Raw genomic sequence first — 17,403 nt, 5'->3', positions numbered from 1 at the left:
TTACCGTTTGTTCTTGATTGCGGTGCCAAGACCCTGCAGGTACGCGACCAGCGCGTCCATCTCGGTCTTGCCCTTGACGGCCTCGCGGGCGCCGGCGATGTCTTCGTCGGTGTAGGGCACGCCGAGGCTACGCAGAGCTTCCATCTTGGCCGCGGTGTCCTTGCCGTCGAGCTTGTTCTCGACCAGCCAGGGGTAGGACGGCATCTTCGACTCCGGCACCACGTTGCGCGGGTTGTACAGGTGGGCGCGGTGCCAGTCGTCCGAGTAGCGGCCGCCGACGCGGGCCAGGTCCGGGCCGGTACGCTTGGAGCCCCACAGGAAGGGGTGGTCCCAGACGCTCTCGCCGGCCACCGAGTAGTGGCCGTAGCGCTCGGTCTCGGCGCGGAACGGACGGATCATCTGCGAGTGGCAGCCGACGCAGCCTTCGCGGATGTAGATGTCGCGACCTTCCAGCTCCAGCGCGGTGCGCGGCTTCATGCCTTCGACCGGGGTGTTGGTGACGTCCTGGAAGAACAGCGGGACGATCTGGGTCAGGCCGCCGATGCTCACGGCGATCACCATGAACAACGACAGCAGGCCGATGTTCTTCTCGAAAATCTCGTGTTTGCTACCGGCCATCAGTGAGCGACCTCTGCAGGAATCAGGGCGGCGGCGTCGTACTTGCTCTTATCGGCAGCGCGTACGGTACGCCAGGTGTTGTAAGCCATCAGCAGCATGCCGGTGACGAAGAAGGCACCACCGATCATGCGCACCATGTAGCCGTAGTGGCTGGCTTCCAGCGCTTCGACGAAGGAGTAGGTGAGGGTGCCGTCCTCGTTGACTGCACGCCACATCAGGCCCTGGGTGATGCCGTTGACCCACATGGAGGCGATGTACAGCACGGTGCCGATGGTGGCCAGCCAGAAGTGCGCGTTGATCAGGCCGATGCTGTGCATCTGCTCGCGGCCGAACACCTTCGGGATCAGGTGGTACAGCGCGCCGATGGAGATCATCGCCACCCAGCCGAGGGCACCGGCATGCACGTGGCCGATGGTCCAGTCGGTGTAGTGGGACAGGGCGTTGACGGTCTTGATGGCCATCATCGGGCCTTCGAAGGTGGACATGCCGTAGAAGGCCAGGGATACCACCAGGAAGCGCAGGATGGGGTCGGAGCGCAGCTTATGCCAGGCGCCGGACAAGCTCATCATGCCGTTGATCATGCCGCCCCAGGACGGTGCCAGCAGGATCAGCGACATCACCATGCCGAGGGACTGGGCCCAGTCCGGCAGGGCGGTGTAGTGCAGGTGGTGCGGACCGGCCCAGATGTACAGGGTGATCAGCGCCCAGAAGTGCACGATCGACAGGCGGTACGAGTAGATCGGACGCTCGGCCTGCTTGGGCACGAAGTAGTACATCATCCCCAGGAAGCCGGTGGTCAGGAAGAAGCCCACGGCGTTGTGGCCGTACCACCACTGCACCATGGCGTCGGTGGCGCCGGCGTACATGGAGTAAGACTTGAACAGGGTCACCGGCATTTCCATGCTGTTGACGATGTGCAGCATGGCGGTGACCAGGATGAAGGCGCCGAAGAACCAGTTGCCCACGTAGATGTGCTTGGTCTTGCGCTTGATGATGGTGCCGAAGAACACCGCGCAGTAGGTGATCCAGACCAGACCCAGGAGGATGTCGATCGGCCACTCCAGCTCGGCGTACTCCTTGGAGGAGGTGTAGCCCAGCGGCAGGGTGATCACGGCCAGCACGATCACGGCTTGCCAGCCCCAGAAGGTGAAGGCGGCCAGACTGTCGGAGATCAGGCGGGCCTGGCAGGTGCGCTGGACCACGTAGTAGGACGTGGCGAACAGGGCGCAGCCGCCGAAGGCGAAGATCACCGCGTTGGTGTGCAGCGGGCGCAGACGGCCGAAGCTGGTCCACGGCAGGTTCAGGTTGAGTTCCGGCCACACCAGTTGGGCGGCGATGAACACACCGAGACCCATCCCGATGACCCCCCAGATTACCGTCATAACGGCGAACTGGCGGACCACCTTGTAGTTATAAGCAGTCTGACTGATTGCTGTGCTCATGCTAGGGGTTCCACGGTTAATGGAGTTTTATAGGGGCAAAAAACGGCGGCAAGTATGGAGAAATGAGGTACCCATTGCAACGCTAGATGCCTGTCCGATCAAGGTTTTAGCGGGCTTTGGCCCTGCTCGGAAGGCAGTTCGCGAGAGCTGCTTTCCGAACCTTTGCGTCTGAGTCGACGCCGCGCAGAAGAAGGGATCGCCTTGGATTTGTTCCTGGGTGCGACTGTCTGGCAGCTTAGACCAAGTCAAGCGAGGGAGGGTGCAACTGGTCGGCGGGTGCGACATCGGGTCGCACGAAGGAGGAGTGCGGGTGCCGGCTGGCACCCGCGGGCGGGGCATCCTTGCCCCTGAGGGTCATTCCTGGGCGAGCGACTGCTGCGGCTGTTTCTGCTGCGACAGGCTGTACACGTAGGCGGCCAGCAGATGGACCTTGTCCTCGCTGCCGACGTACTGCAGCTGCGCCGGCATGTGGCCGTTGCGGCCGTAGCGGATGGTCTGCTGCAGCTGGGCGAAGCTGCTGCCGTAGATGAAGGCGCTGGGCTGGGTCAGGTTCGGTGCACCCATGCTCGGGGTGCCCTGGCCGTCGGCGCCGTGGCAGGCGAAGCAGGTGCTGGCGAAGACCTTGCGCCCCGCCTCGATGTCGGCATGCTCGCCTTCCGGCAGCTGACGTCCGGCCAGTTCGGTGAGCACGAAGGCGGCGACGTTGCGCACGCCTTCTTCGCCGATCATCGGCGCCTGCGGCGGCATCATGCCGGTACGTCCGGCGGCGATGGTCTGCTTGATCGAGGCGGCATCGCCGCCCCAGCGCCACTGGTTGTCGGTCAGGTTGGGGAAGCCGTAGGCGCCCTTGGCGTCGGAGCCGTGGCACACCGAGCAGTTGGAGGCGAACAGACGGCCGCCCATCTTCAGCGCGCGCTCGTCCTTGGCCACTTCCTCGACCGGCAGGCTGGCGTACTTGGCGTAGATCGGGCCGTAGGCCTGGTCGGCCTTGTCCATCTCGCGCTGCCACTGCTTGACCTGGGTCCAGCCGCCCTCGTAGCCCGGCAGCTTGCCGGCGAAGTTGCCCAGGCCCGGGTAGAGCAGCAGGTAGGCGCCGGCGAACACCAGGGTGCCGAGGAACAGCATGAACCACCAGCGCGGCAGGGGGTTGTCGTATTCCTCGATGCCGTCGAAGGCATGGCCGAGGGTCTGGTCGGTCGGGCCCGGCCGCTCGCCGCTGCGGGTGGCGAAGATCAGCCACAGCAGGGCGAGCAGGCTGCCCAGGGTGAGCAGGGTGATGTACCAGCTCCAGAAAGTGGTCATGTCCTATTACCTCTTGTTCTTCAGGCTGGTGCCAAGCACCTGCAGGTAGGCGACCAGCGCGTCCATCTCGGTCTTGCCCTTGACGGCCTCGCGGGCGCCGGCGATGTCCTCGTCGCTGTAGGGCACGCCGAGGGTGCGCAGGGCCTGCATCTTGGCGGCGCTGTCCTTGCCGTCGAGGGTGTTCTCGACCAGCCAGGGGTAGGCCGGCATCTTCGACTCCGGCACCACGTTGCGCGGGTTGTACAGGTGGGCGCGATGCCAGTCGTCCGAGTAGCGGCCGCCGACACGGGCCAGGTCCGGGCCGGTACGCTTGGAGCCCCAGAGGAAGGGGTGGTCCCAGACGCTCTCGCCGGCCACCGAGTAGTGGCCGTAGCGCTCGGTCTCGGCGCGGAACGGGCGGATCATCTGCGAGTGGCAGCCGACGCAGCCTTCCTTGATGTAGATGTCGCGGCCTTCCAGCTGCAGGGCGGTGTAGGGCTTCATGCCCTTGACCGGCTCGTTGACCACGTCCTGGAAGAACAGCGGGACGATCTGGGTCAGGCCGCCGATGCTCACCGCCAGGACCATGGCGATGGCCAGCAGGCCGACGTTCTTCTCGAGTATTTCGTGTTTGCTGCTCATCAGTGGGCGACCTCAGCAGGGATCAGGGCTTCGCTGTCATATTCGGCCGGCTTGGCGGCACGCACGGTCAGCCAGGTGTTCCAGGCCATCAGCAGCATGCCGGCGAAGAAGATGGCGCCGCCCAGGACCCGCACCACGAAGCCGATATGGCTGGCTTCCAGGGCTTCGACGAAGGAGTAGGTGAGGGTGCCGTCGTCGTTCACCGCGCGCCACATCAGGCCCTGGGTGATGCCGTTGACCCACATGGAGGCGATGTACAGCACGGTGCCGATGGTGGCGAGCCAGAAGTGCGAGTTGATCAGGCCGAGGCTGTGCATCTGCTCGCGGCCGAACACCTTCGGGATCAGGTGGTACAGCGAACCGATGGAGATCATCGCCACCCAGCCGAGGGCGCCGGCGTGCACGTGGCCGATGGTCCAGTCGGTGTAGTGGGACAGGGCGTTGACGGTCTTGATGGCCATCATCGGGCCTTCGAAGGTGGACATGCCGTAGAAGGCCAGGGACACCACCAAAAAGCGCAGGATGGGGTCCGAGCGCAGCTTATGCCAGGCCCCGGAGAGGGTCATCATGCCGTTGATCATGCCGCCCCAGGACGGCGCCAGCAGCACCAGCGACATCACCATGCCGAGGGACTGGGCCCAGTCCGGCAGGGCGGTGTAGTGCAGGTGGTGCGGACCGGCCCAGATGTACAGGGTGATCAGCGCCCAGAAGTGCACGATCGACAGGCGATAGGAGTACACCGGACGCTGCGCCTGCTTGGGCACGAAGTAGTACATCATCCCCAGGAAGCCGGCGGTGAGGAAGAAGCCTACGGCGTTGTGGCCGTACCACCACTGCACCATGGCGTCGGTGGCGCCTGAGTACAGCGAGTAGGATTTGGTCAGGCTGACCGGCAGCTCCAGGTTGTTGACGATGTGCAGCATGGCCACGGTGAGGATGAAGCCGCCGAAGAACCAGTTGCCCACGTAGATGTGCTTGGTCCTGCGCTTCATCAGGGTGCCGAAGAACACCAGGGCGTAGGCGACCCAGACGATGGTGATGAGGATGTCGATCGGCCACTCCAGCTCGGCGTATTCCTTGGAGCTGGTCCAGCCCAGCGGCAGGCTGATGGCGGCCAGGACGATGACCAGCTGCCAGCCCCAGAAGGTGAAGGCGGCGAGCTTGTCGGAGATCAGCCGGGTCTGGCAGGTGCGCTGCAGCGAGTAGTAGCTGGTGGCGAACAGCGCGCAACCGCCGAAGGCGAAGATCACCGCATTGGTGTGCAGCGGGCGCAGCCGGCCGAAGCTGGTCCACGGCAGGTTGAAGTTCAGTTCGGGCCAGGCCAGCTGGGCGGCGATGAACACGCCGAGCCCCATCCCGACTATGCCCCAAACCACCGTCATAATGGCGAACTGGCGGACCACCTTGTAGTTGTAGGCCGCAGTGCTGGTTGTGTTCATGTGTTGGGCTTCCATCCACGGTTATGAAAAGCAGGGCAAGCATGGGTAATGGCAAGGTGATGGTTATTGACGGGGATCAATGCCGCGCGCGGGGATGGCTGTGGAACGGGGCGGACGGAATGTCGCAGGGCACCCTGATCCTCGCCCACGGCGCCGGCGCGCCGATGGACAGCGAGTTCATGCAGCGCATGGCCGAGCTGCTGGCGGCGCGCGGGGTGAACGTGCTGCGCTTCGAGTTTCCCTACATGGCGCAGCGCCGTTCAGGCGCAGGCAAGCGCCCGCCCAATCCGCAGGGGCAACTGCTGGACTGCTGGCGCGCGGTCTACGGCGAGGTGCGCGGCCTGGTGCCGGGGCCGCTGGCCATCGGTGGCAAGTCCATGGGCGGGCGCATGGCCAGCCTGCTGGCGGACGAGCTGGGGGCCGACGCGCTGGTCTGCCTGGGCTATCCCTTCTATGCCGCGGGCAAGCCGGAGAAGCCGCGGGTGGCGCACCTGGCCGAGCTGCGCACGCCGACCCTGATCGTCCAGGGCGAGCGCGATGCCCTGGGCAATCGCGAGACGGTCGATGGCTACCGGCTGGCGCCGGGCATCGCCATCGAATGGCTGGCGGCCGCCGATCACGACCTCAAGCCGCTCAAGGCTTCGGGTTTCACTCATGCGCAGCATTTGCAGCGGGCGGCGATGAGGGTGGCGGACTTCCTGAGGGGGTGACGGCCGCGCTGGCGGTTCGCCGCGGATAGAAAAAAGGCCGGCAATTGCCGGCCTTGTTCTGAGGATGCCCGCTTAGCGGTTGAAGCGCTCCACCAGGGAGTACTGGTCCTGGGCGGTGGTGGTCAGCGCCTCGCTGAGCTGCGCGGTGCTCTGCGCCTCGCCGGCCGTCTGGTCGGCCAGCTGGGCGATGGTGGTGATGTTCTGGTTGATCTCGTCGGCTACCGCGCTCTGCTCCTCGGCGGCGGCGGCGATCTGATTGGCCATGTCGGTGATGTTGGCCACTGCGTCGCTGATGCCCTGCAGCGCCTCGTCGGCCTTCTGCACGCGCTCCACGCCCTCGTCGGCCTGCTTGCGGCCGATTTCCATGGTCATCACCGCCTCCTCGGCGGTGCGCTGCAGCTTGGCGATCAGGCCGTGGATCTGCTCGGTGGACTCGGCCGTGCGCTGGGCCAGCGAGCGCACCTCGTCGGCCACCACGGCGAAGCCGCGGCCCATCTCGCCGGCGCGCGCCGCCTCGATGGCGGCGTTGAGGGCGAGCAGGTTGGTCTGGTCGGCGATGCCCTTGATCACGTCGACCACGCCGCCGATCTCGGTGCTGTCCTGGGCCAGGCGCGACACGGTCTCGCCGGTCTCGCCCACCGATTGCGACAGGCGCTGGATGGCCGCGCGGGTTTCCGAGGCGACATTGCGTCCCTCGCCGGTCAGGCGGTTGGCTTCCTGGGTGGCGATGGCGGCGCGCGCCACGTTGCTGGCCACCTCCAGGGTGGTGGCAGCCATCTCGTTGATCGCGGTGGCCACCTGTTCGGTTTCCACGCGCTGGCGCTCCAGCCCGGCCGAGCTGTTGTGCGCCAGTTGGTCGGCCTCGCGGGCCTGGCGGGTGAGGCGCTCGGCGGTGTCTTGCAGGCGGGTCAGGCAGGTCTTCAGGCGGGCTTCCTGGCTGAGCATGGCCATTTCCAGGCGCGCCTCGGCGCCGCGGCTGTCGGTGTACATCTGCGCGATCAGCGGGTCCGAGGTGGTCTGCTCGGCCAGGCGCAGCAGGCGCTTGACCCCGCGGGTCTGCCAGGCGATGCCGGCCAGGCCTAGCGGCACCGAGAGCAGGGCGGCGAGCAGGAAGCCCCAGGTCGAGCCCATCCAGTGGCCGATCAGGAAGCCGATCTGGCTGACCAGGATGAAGGGTAGCCAGGCCTGGGCCACCGGCAGCCAGGCGTCGCGCTTGGGAATCGCCGACTTGCCGGCGTTGATCCGCGCATAGAGCTGCTCGGCGCGGCGCACCTGCTCGGCGCTCGGCTTGACCCGCACCGATTCGTAGCCGACCACCTGGCCTTTATCCAGCATCGGCGTGACGTAGGCGTTGACCCAGTAGTGGTCGCCATTCTTGCAGCGGTTCTTGACGATGCCCATCCACGGGCGGCCCTTCTTCAGGGTTGCCCACAGGTGGGCGAACACGGCCGGCGGCACGTCTGGGTGGCGCACGATGTTGTGCGGCGCGCGCATCAGCTCGTCGCGGGTGAAGCCGCTGATGTCGACGAAGGCGTCGTTGCAGTAGGTGATCTGGCCTTTCAGGTCGGTGGTGGAGATCAGCCGCTGTTCGGCCGGGAAGGTGCGTTCGCGCTGGGTGACCGGTTGGTTGTTTTTCATTGCACGCAGGTCCGTTCTTCTTTGCTGCTTAATCGGCTCGAAGCGGGAAAAGTTGAGCCGCGATAAATGTTGGCCAGTCTATCCAGATTTGCTCCCGGTCACAGTTCTTTCGTGCCCGAGGCGGGCCGGCGGACCGCTCTGGTACGCCGGCCTGCCACCTCTCAGGCCTTGAGCAGCTGGCGCAGCACGTGGTGCAGGATGCCGCCGGCCTTGAAGTATTCGACCTCGTTCTGCGTGTCGATGCGGCACAGCACTTCCACCTCCTCGTGGCTGCCGTCCTCGCGCTGAAGGTCCAGCGCCAGGGTCATGTGCGGGCGCAGGGCGACGCCGTCCAGGCCGCCGATGGTGACCTTCTCGCGACCGCTGAGGGCCAGGGTCTTGCGGTCCTGGCCGGGCAGGAACTGCAGCGGCAGCACGCCCATGCCGACCAGGTTGGAGCGGTGGATGCGCTCGAAGCTCTCGGCGACCACCGCCTTCACCCCCAGCAGGTTGGTGCCCTTGGCCGCCCAGTCGCGGGATGAGCCGGTGCCGTACTCCTTGCCGGCGAAGATCACCAGCGGCACGCCCTCGGCCTGGTAGCGCATGGCCGCATCGAAGATCGCCAGCTTGTCGCCGCTCGGCCAGTGCCGGGTGTTGCCGCCTTCCTCGCCGCCGAGCATCTCGTTGCGGATGCGGATATTGGCGAAGGTGCCGCGCATCATCACTTCGTGGTTGCCGCGCCGCGAGCCATAGGAATTGAAGTCGGCCGGTGCCACGCCGTGCTCGGCCAGGTAGCGCCCGGCCGGGCTGTCGCGCTTGATGTTGCCGGCGGGGGAGATGTGGTCGGTGGTCACCGAGTCGCCGAGCAGGGCAAGGATGCGCGCGCCGTGGATGTCGCCCATGTGCGGCGGGTCGCCGGCGATGTCCTCGAAGAACGGCGGGTGCTGGATATAGGTGGAGTCGGCCTGCCACTGGTAGGTGGCTGCCTGCGGCACGGCGATGGCCTGCCACTGGGCGTCGCCGGCGAACACCGCCGCGTATTCCTTGCGGAACATGGCGCTGTCGACCTTGGCGATGGCCGTGGCGATCTCCGCCTGGCTCGGCCAGATGTCCCTGAGGTATACCGGCGCGCCATCCTTGCCGGTGCCCAGCGGCTCGCGGGTCAGGTCGAGGCGAACGCTGCCGGCCAGGGCGTAGGCCACCACCAGCGGCGGCGAGGCCAGCCAGTTGGCCTTGACCAGGGGGTGCACGCGGCCCTCGAAGTTGCGGTTGCCCGAGAGCACCGCAGATACCGTCAGGTCGCCGGCCTGGATGGCCTGCTCGATCGGCTCCAGCAGCGGCCCGGAGTTGCCGATGCAGGTGGTGCAGCCATAGCCGACCAGTTCGAAGCCCAGCTGGTCCAGGTGGCGGGTCAGGTCGGCGACGGCCAGGTATTCGCTGACCACCTTGGAGCCGGGAGCCAGCGAGCTCTTGACCCAGGGCTTGCGGCTCAGGCCCTTTTCCACGGCCTTCTTCGCCAGCAGGCCGGCGGCCATCATCACGCTGGGGTTGGAGGTGTTGGTGCAGGAGGTGATGGCGGCGATCACCACGGCGCCGTCCTGCAGTTCATAGCGCTGGCCGTTGTGCTCGACCCTGCTGCTGTCGCCGGCCGGCCTGGCCTGCAGGGCCAGCAGCTCGTCGAAGGCCTGGCTCACCTGCGGCAGCGGCACCCGGTCCTGCGGGCGGCGTGGCCCGGCCAGGCTGGCCTCCACCGTGCCGAGGTCGAGTTCCAGGCTGTCGCTGAACAGCGGGTCGAGGCCGGGCCGGCGCCACAGGCCCTGGGCCTTGGCGTAGGCCTCCACCAGTTGCACGGTCTGCTCGTCGCGCCCGGACAGGCGCAGGTAGCCCAGGGTGATGTCGTCCACCGGGAAGAAGCCGCAGGTGGCACCGTACTCCGGCGCCATGTTGGCGATGGTGGCGCGGTCGGCCAGCGGCAGGTCGGCCAGGCCGTCGCCGTAGAACTCGACGAACTTGCCCACCACGCCCTTGCTGCGCAGCATCTGGGTCACCGTCAGCACCAGGTCGGTGGCGGTGATGCCCTCGCGCAGCTTGCCGCTGAGCCTGAAGCCGATCACCTCGGGAATCAGCATCGATACCGGCTGGCCGAGCATGGCCGCCTCCGCCTCGATGCCGCCGACGCCCCAGCCGAGCACGCCGAGGCCGTTGATCATGGTGGTGTGCGAGTCGGTGCCCACCAGGGTGTCGGGGAAGGCCCAGGTGGCGCCGTCCTCGTCCTTGGTCCAGACGGTGCGCGCCAGGTATTCCAGGTTGACCTGGTGGCAGATGCCGGTGCCCGGCGGCACCACGCGGAAGTTGGCGAAGGCGTTCTGCCCCCAGCGCAGGAAGGCATAGCGTTCGCGGTTGCGCTGCATCTCCAGGGCGACGTTCTCGTCGAAGGCGCTGGGCGAGGCATAGCGGTCGACCATCACCGAGTGGTCGATCACCAGGTCCACCGGCGACAGCGGGTTGATCCGTTGCGGGTCGCCGCCGGCCGCAGCCATGGCCGCACGCATGGCGGCCAGGTCGACCACCGCCGGCACGCCGGTGAAGTCCTGCATCAGCACGCGCGCCGGGCGGAACTGGATCTCGTGGTCGCTGCGGTGCTGCTTGAGCCAGTCGATCATGGCCTTGATGTCGTAGGCGCTGACGCTGACGTTGTCCTCGAAGCGCAGCAGGTTCTCCAGCAGCACCTTGAGCGACAGCGGTAGGCGGGTGATGTCGCCCAGGCTGCTGGCCGCTTCGTCCAGGCTGTAATAGTGATAGGTCTGGCCACCGACCTGCAGGCTGCGACGGCAATTGAGGCTGTCCAGGGAAGGCATGGCGGGTCTCCCGCGAGGTAGGAACTCTGAAACTAGACCCTGCACGGGGCTCACGCCACTGCGTCGGGGCGCCGCCGCCACAGGACTCGGCTATCATGCGCGGCCGAAGGAGACCGTCCGATGAATACCCTGTTACTGCACTGTCGCCCCGGCTTCGAAGGCGAAGTCTGCGCCGAGATCAGCGACCAGGCCGCGCGCCTGGACGTGGCCGGCTATGCCAAGGCCAAACCGGGCAGCGCCCATGCCGAGTTCATCTGCGCCGAGGCCGAGGGGAGCGAGCGCCTGCAGCGCGGCCTGCGCTTCAACCGGCTGATCTTTCCCCGGCAATGGGCGCGCGGCGCTTTCATCGAGCTGCCGGAGAGCGACCGCATCAGCGTGCTGCTGGAGGTGCTGGCTGCCTACCCGCAGTGCGGCAGCCTGTGGCTGGAGGTGTTCGACAGCAACGAGGGCAAGGAGCTGTCGAACTTCTGCAGGAAGTTCGAGGCCCCGCTACGCAAGGCGCTGGGCAAGGCCGGGCGGCTGGTCGAGGACGCCGGCAAGCCGCGCCTGCTGCTGACCTTTCGCAGCGGCCGCGAGGTGTTCGTCGGCATCGCCCCGGCGAACAACTGCGCGATGTGGCCGATGGGCATCCCGCGCCTGAAGTTCCCGCGCGAGGCGCCGAGCCGCTCCACCCTCAAGCTGGAGGAGGCCTGGCACCACTTCATCCCGCGCGCCGAGTGGGATGCCCGCCTGGCCGCCGGCATGACCGCCGTCGACCTGGGCGCCGCGCCCGGCGGCTGGACCTGGCAACTGGTCAACCGCTCGCTCAAGGTCATCGCCGTGGACAACGGTCCCATGGCCGAGAGCCTGATGTATTCCGGCCTGGTCGAGCACCAGCGGGCCGACGGCTTCACCTTCCGGCCGCGGCGGCCGGTGGACTGGATGGTCTGCGACATCGTCGAGAAGCCGGCGCGCACCGCGGCGCTGATCGAGACCTGGCTGGGCGAGGGCCTGTGCCGCGAGGCGGTGGTCAACCTCAAGCTGCCGATGAAACAGCGCTACGCCGAAGTGCAGCGCCTGCTCGAGCGCATCGACAGCGGCCTCAAGGCACGCGGGCTGAAAGTGGCCATCGGCTGCAAGCAGCTGTATCACGACCGCGAGGAAGTCACCTGCCACGTGCGCCGGCTGTAACAGCCTAGGGTGTAGGCCCGGGATCGTTCGCTCCGGGGACGAGGCGGCAGGCCCAGTAGCTCTGCTTGTGGCCGCGGGCCTGGTACTCCGCGGCCAGGCGTTCGGCCTGCCGCCGGTCCAGCTCCGCGCGCACGACGAACTGGTTGCCGTTGTCGTCCAGGCGCATCACGCACCAGTCACGTTGCTCGTCCACCATTCGCCCTCCCGCGCTGGGCGCATCGTGGCCTTTGCGCCACAATAGCCGCCAGTTTTCCGGAGTAGCCCATGTCCCTGCAACCCGACGCCATTCTCGACGCCTGCGGCCTCAACTGCCCCGAGCCGGTGATGATGCTGCACAACAAGGTGCGCGACCTGCCGGCCGGCGGCCTGCTCAAGGTGCTCGCCACCGACCCCTCGACCAAGCGCGACATTCCCAAGTTCTGCATGTTCCTCGGCCACGAGCTGCTGGAGCAGGGCGAGGATGGCGGCACCTACCTGTACTGGATTCGCAAGAAGGCCGACTGATGGCCTACTACTTCGCCTACGGCTCCAACATGAACCCGGCGCGCATGCAGGCGCGCGGCCTGGCGGTCGAGCAGGCGCTGGCGGGGCGCCTGGGCGGCTACCGGCTGTGCTTCGACAAGCGTGCCCATGACCATCCGGGGCGAGCCTACGCCAACATCCGCCATCAGACCGGCGGGGTGGTGGAAGGCGTGCTCTATCGCCTGGCCGACGAGCACGAACTGCTCAAGCTGGATGTCTACGAGGGCACGCCGATCTTCTACAGCCGCGAGCGCATGCCGATTGACACGCAGCACGGGCCGATCGGCGCCTGGCTGTACATTGCCAACCCGGTCTGGCGCAGCGAGGGCCTGGCGCCCAGCCGCGCCTATCTCGAGCACCTGCTGGCCGGCCGGCCCTACCTGTCCGAGCCCTACTGGGCGGCGTTGGCCGCCACCCCCGCACTCGACGATTGAACCGGGACCTTACGCGCGGATATGCCGCCGCGCGCTGCGCGCCAGGCGGATGCCGAGCAGCACGGCCGCGCAGGTCAGGCCCGCCACCAGGCCCTGCCACAGGCCGCTGGGGCCGGAGGGCTGGCCCAGCCAGTCGGACAGGCCCAGTGCATAGCCCACCGGCAGGCCGATGCCCCAGTAGGCGAGCAGGGTGATCAGCATGGTCGCGCGGGTGTCCTGATAGCCGCGCAGGGCGCCGGCGGCGGTGACCTGCACGGCGTCGGAGAACTGGAACAGCGCGGAATACACCAGCAGGGTGGCGGCCATGGCGATCACCTCCGGGTCCGGGCTGTAGATCCGCGCGATCGGCTCGCGCAGCAGCATCACCAGGCTCGCCGACAGGCAGGCATAGGTCAGCGCGGTGGCCATCGCCACGCCGGCGGCGAAGCGTGCATCGCGCGGTGTGCCGCGCCCCAGCGACTGCCCCACACGCACGGTGGCGGCCATGGCCAGCGAATAGGGGATCATGAAGATCATCGAGCTGAAGTTCAGGGCGATCTGGTGCCCGGCCACCACGGTGGCGCCGAGGCCGCCGATGAGCAGGGCGATCACCGAGAAGATGCTCGACTCGGCGAAGATCGACACGCCGATCGGCAGGCCGACCGAGAGCAGGCGGCGGATCACCGGCCACTGGGGCCAGTCGAAGCGCAGGAACAGGCCGCTGGCGCGGTAGGCCGGGGCCCAGTGCACCCACCAGAGCATGCCCAGCAGGCTGCACCACATGACGATGCCGGTGGCCCAGCCGCAGCCGACGCCGCCCAGCGCCGGCAGGCCCAGCTTGCCGTAGATCAGCACGTAGTTCAGCGGGATGTTCAGCAGCAGGCCGCAGATGCCCAGCACCATGCTCGGCCGGGTGCGGCCCAGGCCGTCGCTGAAGCAGCGCAGCACCTGGTACAGCGCGGTGGCCGGGAAGCCGCAGGCGACGCCGCGCAGGTAGCCCATGGCCAGGGCGCTGAGTTCGGCATCCACGCCCATCAGGCGCAGCACCGGCTCGGCGTTCCACAGCAGCACCGCGCACAGCGTGCCGATGGCCAGCGCCAGCCACAGGGCCTGGCGCACCAGCGGGCCGTTCTCGGCCTCCTTGCCGGCGCCGAAGCGCTGGGCGACCTTGGCCGTGGTGGCCAGCAGGGTGCCGTTCATCAGCAGGAACACCGGCACCCACAGCGAGTTGCCCAGCGCCACGCCGGCCAGGTCGCGCGCGCTGACGCGGCCGGCCATCACGGTGTCGACGAAGCCCATCGAGGTGTAGGCCAGCTGCGCGATGATGATCGGCGTGGCCAGCGCCAGCAGGGCGCGGATTTCGGCCAGGGTACGGGCCGGGCGGGAGAGGGCGGGCATGGTGGGTCCAGCGGGAGATACGACAAGGCGCGCTAGTCTAGCCCTGTCCGGGTGGTCAGAAAAGCGCGGCCTACCTCCGCCGGCGCCGTACGCCTAGAATGGCGGCTCTACTGTGGAGTGCCCCATGCTGATAGTCGCCGACGAGAACATTCCCCTGCTCGACGAGTTCTTCGCCGCCTTCGGCGAGATTCGCCGCCATCCCGGCCGCGCCATCGACCGCGCCGCCCTGGGCGACGCCGAAGTGCTGCTGGTGCGCTCGGTGACCCGTGTCGACCGCGCGCTGCTGGAGGGCAGCAAGGTGCGTTTCGTCGGCACCTGCACCATCGGCACCGATCACCTGGACCTCGACTACTTCGCCGCGGCCGGCATCGCCTGGTCCAGCGCGCCGGGCTGCAACGCCCGTGGCGTGGTCGACTACGTACTGGGTTGCCTGCTGGCCCTGGGCGAACGTACCGGGCGCCGGCTGCCGGAACTGACCTACGGCGTGGTCGGTGCCGGCCAGGTCGGCGGTCGCCTGGTCGAGGTGCTGCGCGGCCTGGGCTGGGACGTGCGGGTCTGCGACCCGCCGCGCCAGGCCACCGAGGGCGGTGATTTCGTCGAGCTGGCGGAGATCCTGCGCGACTGCGATGTGCTCAGCCTGCACACGCCGCTGGACGCCGGCACCCGCCACCTGATTGGCGCCGAGCAGCTGCGCGCACTCAAGCCGGGCGCCTGGCTGATCAATGCCAGCCGCGGTGCGGTGCTCGACAATGCGGCGCTCAAGGCCCATCTGCGCGGCGGTGCCGACCTGCAGGTGGCGCTCGATGTGTGGGAAGGCGAGCCGCAGGTCGATCCGGAGCTGGCCGCGCTGTGCCAGATCGCCACCCCGCACATCGCCGGCTACAGCCTGGATGGCAAGCTGCGCGGCACGGCGCAGATCTACCAGGCCTACTGCCGGGCCATGGGCCTGGCCGAGCAGGTGCAGCTGGATGAGCTGCTGCCGCCGGCCTGGCTTGGCGAGCTGTCATTGCACGAGGACGCGGCCATCGACTGGGCGCTGGCCACCCTGTGCCGCGGGGTATACGACCCGCGCCGCGACGACGCGGATTTCCGCCGCAGCCTGGTCGGCGACGCGGCGCAGCGCAAGGCGGCTTTCGACCAGCTGCGCAAGCATTATCCCCATCGCCGCGAGATCGACGGTCTGCAGGTGCGCCTGGACGGTGATGCGCCGCATCTGGCGGCGTTGGTGGGGGCCCTGGGCTGCCGGGTGCTCTAGCCGGCCTGGCGCTGCTGCAGGCTCTGTTCCAGTTCGCGACAGGCCTGCAGGATCATCTGCTCGGTGATGGGGATTTCCCGGCCCTCGGCATCGATGATGGCGCCGCCGACCGGCTGCTGCGGGTTGAAGGGCACGACTTGGGCCTGGCTGGGCTGTTGGGTGGGCTGCATGGCCGTCTCCTGATCTGACGATGGGCCGCAGTCTAGGGTGGGCAGATGAAGGCGCGGTGACAGAACCGCGCGACTTGGATTGACGGGCGTGGCCGTTGCCGCGCCGCTTTGGAGTGGTTATGAGCGTTTTCCATCTGGGCCTGATCATCAACCCGCTGGCCGGCCTCGGCGGCCCGGCGGCGCTCAAGGGCAGCGACGGCGTCGCCGCCGAAGCCCTGGCGCGGGGCGCCGAACCGCGCGCGGCGGAGCGCACGCGCATCGCCCTGGAGTGCCTGCGGCCGGTCGCCGAGCGCCTGCAGTTCCTCACCTTTCCCGGGCCCATGGGCGCCGACCTGCTGGCCGAGCTGGGCTATGCCCACCGGGTGCTCGGCAGCCTAGGCGAGGGCCCGACCACGGCGGCGGACACCCGGGCGGCGGTGCGTGAGCTGCAGGACGCCGGCTGCGCGCTGATCCTGTTCGCCGGTGGCGACGGCACCGCGCGCGACGTGTGCAGCGCGGTGCGCGAGGAGCAGCCGGTGCTGGGCATCCCGGCCGGGGTGAAGATCCATTCCGCGGTCTATGCCATCAGCCCACGCGCCGCCGGGCAGATGGCCCTGCGCCTGATCGAGGGCGGCCTGGTGCGGCTTTCCAGCGGCGAGGTGCGCGATATAGATGAAGCGGCCCTGCGCGACGGCAGGGTCGGCTCGCGACATTACGGCGAGATGTGCGTACCGGTGGAAGGCGAGTTCATGCAGCACGTCAAGCAGGGCGGCATGGAGTCCGAGGAGCTGGTGTTGGTGGACCTGGCCGACTGGCTGGCCGAGAGCTGGGAGCAGGGCGTGCGCTACGTCTTCGGTCCCGGCTCGACCCTGCATGGCCTGGCGCAGAACCTGGGGCTGGAGACCACCCTGCTCGGCGTGGATGTGATCGAGAACGGCCAGGTGATCGCCCGCGACGTGACCGAGGCGCAGCTGTTCGCGCTGGTCGATGGCCAGCCTGCGCGCCTGCTGGTCACCGCCATCGGCGGCCAAGGCCATATCATCGGTCGCGGCAACCAGCAGATCAGCCCGCGCGTGTTGCGCGCCATCGGCCTGGAACACCTGCGGGTGATCGCTACCAAGCGCAAGCTCGGCACCCTCGAAGGCCGCCCACTGCTGGTGGACAGCGGCGATCCGGCGCTGGACGAGGCTTTTCCCGATGCCGTGCGGGTGTGGGCTGGTTACAAGGAAGAGCTGCTGTACCCGATTCGCTGAACGCGCAGCGGAGGCCCGGTGATGAAGTCGCTGTCCATTGTCACGCTGTTGCTGGGGCTGTTGCTCAGCCTGTCCGCCGGGGCGGCCATCGACCCGCAGCAGCTGGTGCAGGCCGCGCGCAGCCAGGTCGGCGTGACCCTGGGCTACGACCCGGTCTACCGTCGGCTCGACTATCCCGGCGGCGACGTGCCGCTGGCCACCGGCGTGTGCACCGACGTGCTGATCCGCGCCCTGCGCCAGCAGGGGCTGGACCTGCAGAAGAGCGTGCATGAGGACATGCGCGCGCACTTCTCCGCCTACCCGCGCAACTGGGGCCTGCAGCGCCCGGACCGCAATATCGACCACCGCCGCGTGCCCAATCTGATGACCTGGTTCCAGCGCCAGGGCATGGCCCTGAAGGTCAGCGACAAGCCGGCGGACTACCAGGCCGGCGATATCGTCACCTGGGACCTGGGGCGCGGCCTCACGCATATCGGCATCGTCTCCGATCGCACCAGCCCGGCGGGCGTACCGCTTGTGCTGCATAACATCGGGCGTGGCACGCAGGAGGAGGACATCCTGTTCGGCTTCGCCATCACCGGTCACTATCGCTTCGTGCGATGAGTTAGCATCGCGGCAGGATTTCCGGAGGTCGCG

General features: G+C 67.9%; 17 protein-coding genes. 7 read left to right on the top strand and 10 right to left on the bottom strand.

The genetic code is table 11. The features are described from left to right. The 5 genes from ccoO (AAG092_RS02240) to ccoN (AAG092_RS02220) all read right to left on the bottom strand — a co-directional run bounded on the left by ccoO (AAG092_RS02240) (position 1) and on the right by ccoN (AAG092_RS02220) (position 5,422). A complete protein-coding gene (gene ccoO / locus AAG092_RS02240; RefSeq protein ID WP_110683244.1) occupies positions 1-618 on the bottom strand; it encodes a cytochrome-c oxidase, cbb3-type subunit II in 618 nt (205 codons plus the stop codon). Further along, positions 618-2,060, bottom strand: a complete 1,443-nt coding sequence (ccoN, locus tag AAG092_RS02235; protein ID WP_110683243.1) for a cytochrome-c oxidase, cbb3-type subunit I — start codon at positions 2,058-2,060, stop codon at positions 618-620. The genes ccoO (AAG092_RS02240) and ccoN (AAG092_RS02235) overlap by 1 nt, the downstream gene beginning before the upstream one ends. A 354-nt stretch (positions 2,061-2,414) precedes the next feature. Beyond that, the gene (gene ccoP, locus AAG092_RS02230; RefSeq protein ID WP_373388365.1) at positions 2,415-3,362 is read right to left on the bottom strand and encodes a cytochrome-c oxidase, cbb3-type subunit III; all 948 of its coding nucleotides are present in this window, start codon (positions 3,360-3,362) and stop codon (positions 2,415-2,417) included. A 6-nt stretch (positions 3,363-3,368) separates the two neighbouring features. After that, positions 3,369-3,983, bottom strand: a complete 615-nt coding sequence (gene ccoO, locus AAG092_RS02225) for a cytochrome-c oxidase, cbb3-type subunit II (protein WP_373388364.1) — start codon at positions 3,981-3,983, stop codon at positions 3,369-3,371. Next, a complete protein-coding gene (gene ccoN, locus AAG092_RS02220; protein WP_373388363.1) occupies positions 3,983-5,422 on the bottom strand; it encodes a cytochrome-c oxidase, cbb3-type subunit I in 1,440 nt (479 codons plus the stop codon). Before ccoN (AAG092_RS02220) ends, ccoO (AAG092_RS02225) begins: the two co-directional genes overlap by 1 nt. A gap of 41 nt (positions 5,423-5,463) precedes the next feature. Here ccoN (AAG092_RS02220) and AAG092_RS02215 point away from each other — a divergent pair, with 41 nt between their 5' ends. After that, the gene (locus AAG092_RS02215) at positions 5,464-6,132 is read left to right on the top strand and encodes an alpha/beta family hydrolase (protein WP_373388362.1); all 669 of its coding nucleotides are present in this window, start codon (positions 5,464-5,466) and stop codon (positions 6,130-6,132) included. Positions 6,133-6,204: 72 nt separating this feature from the next. On the opposite strand, the gene AAG092_RS02210 is transcribed toward AAG092_RS02215, so the two are convergent. Together AAG092_RS02210 and acnA are read right to left on the bottom strand one after the other, a co-directional pair. Beyond that, complete coding sequence (locus AAG092_RS02210; protein WP_110683238.1) at positions 6,205-7,770, bottom strand: PAS domain-containing methyl-accepting chemotaxis protein; 1,566 nt, start codon at positions 7,768-7,770, stop codon at positions 6,205-6,207. Between the two features lie 161 nt (positions 7,771-7,931). Next, positions 7,932-10,607, bottom strand: a complete 2,676-nt coding sequence (gene acnA / locus AAG092_RS02205; RefSeq protein WP_373388361.1) for an aconitate hydratase AcnA — start codon at positions 10,605-10,607, stop codon at positions 7,932-7,934. Between the two features lie 120 nt (positions 10,608-10,727). On the opposite strand from acnA, the gene rlmM reads away from it, so the two are divergent. Next, entirely contained in the window at positions 10,728-11,777 is a 1,050-nt protein-coding gene (gene rlmM / locus AAG092_RS02200; protein ID WP_373388360.1) for a 23S rRNA (cytidine(2498)-2'-O)-methyltransferase RlmM, read from the top strand. Positions 11,778-11,781: 4 nt separating this feature from the next. On the opposite strand, the gene AAG092_RS02195 is transcribed toward rlmM, so the two are convergent. Beyond that, positions 11,782-11,973, bottom strand: a complete 192-nt coding sequence (locus tag AAG092_RS02195; RefSeq protein WP_373388359.1) for a hypothetical protein — start codon at positions 11,971-11,973, stop codon at positions 11,782-11,784. A gap of 68 nt (positions 11,974-12,041) precedes the next feature. Between AAG092_RS02195 and tusA the strand changes: the two genes are divergently transcribed. Both tusA and AAG092_RS02185 read left to right on the top strand, forming a co-directional pair. Beyond that, positions 12,042-12,281: a sulfurtransferase TusA gene (gene tusA, locus AAG092_RS02190; RefSeq protein WP_110683234.1), complete on the top strand. Its 240-nt coding sequence runs from the start codon at positions 12,042-12,044 to the stop codon at positions 12,279-12,281. Next, positions 12,281-12,733, top strand: coding sequence for a gamma-glutamylcyclotransferase family protein (locus AAG092_RS02185; RefSeq protein ID WP_373388357.1), 453 nt, complete (start codon positions 12,281-12,283; stop codon positions 12,731-12,733). Before tusA ends, AAG092_RS02185 begins: the two co-directional genes overlap by 1 nt. Positions 12,734-12,742: 9 nt before the next feature. On the opposite strand, the gene AAG092_RS02180 is transcribed toward AAG092_RS02185, so the two are convergent. Beyond that, positions 12,743-14,110, bottom strand: a complete 1,368-nt coding sequence (locus AAG092_RS02180) for an MATE family efflux transporter (RefSeq protein ID WP_110683232.1) — start codon at positions 14,108-14,110, stop codon at positions 12,743-12,745. A 124-nt stretch (positions 14,111-14,234) separates the two neighbouring features. Here AAG092_RS02180 and pdxB point away from each other — a divergent pair, with 124 nt between their 5' ends. Beyond that, positions 14,235-15,365: a 4-phosphoerythronate dehydrogenase PdxB gene (gene pdxB, locus AAG092_RS02175; protein ID WP_373388356.1), complete on the top strand. Its 1,131-nt coding sequence runs from the start codon at positions 14,235-14,237 to the stop codon at positions 15,363-15,365. On the opposite strand, the gene AAG092_RS02170 is transcribed toward pdxB, so the two are convergent. Beyond that, a complete protein-coding gene (locus AAG092_RS02170; protein WP_373388355.1) occupies positions 15,362-15,535 on the bottom strand; it encodes a PA1571 family protein in 174 nt (57 codons plus the stop codon). The genes pdxB and AAG092_RS02170 overlap by 4 nt on opposite strands. A gap of 119 nt (positions 15,536-15,654) precedes the next feature. On the opposite strand from AAG092_RS02170, the gene AAG092_RS02165 reads away from it, so the two are divergent. Further along, on the top strand, positions 15,655-16,767 hold the full coding sequence (locus AAG092_RS02165; protein ID WP_373388354.1) for an ATP-NAD kinase family protein: 1,113 nt from the start codon (positions 15,655-15,657) through the stop codon (positions 16,765-16,767). 21 nt (positions 16,768-16,788) lie between these two features. After that, the gene (locus AAG092_RS02160; protein ID WP_373388353.1) at positions 16,789-17,370 is read left to right on the top strand and encodes a DUF1287 domain-containing protein; all 582 of its coding nucleotides are present in this window, start codon (positions 16,789-16,791) and stop codon (positions 17,368-17,370) included. Positions 17,371-17,403 lie beyond the last annotated feature (33 nt).

It is taken from the genome of Pseudomonas alcaligenes (genome assembly GCF_041729615.1).
Taxonomy (GTDB): domain Bacteria; phylum Pseudomonadota; class Gammaproteobacteria; order Pseudomonadales; family Pseudomonadaceae; genus Aquipseudomonas; species Aquipseudomonas alcaligenes_B.
This window is presented reverse-complemented; position numbering and strand designations above follow the sequence as displayed.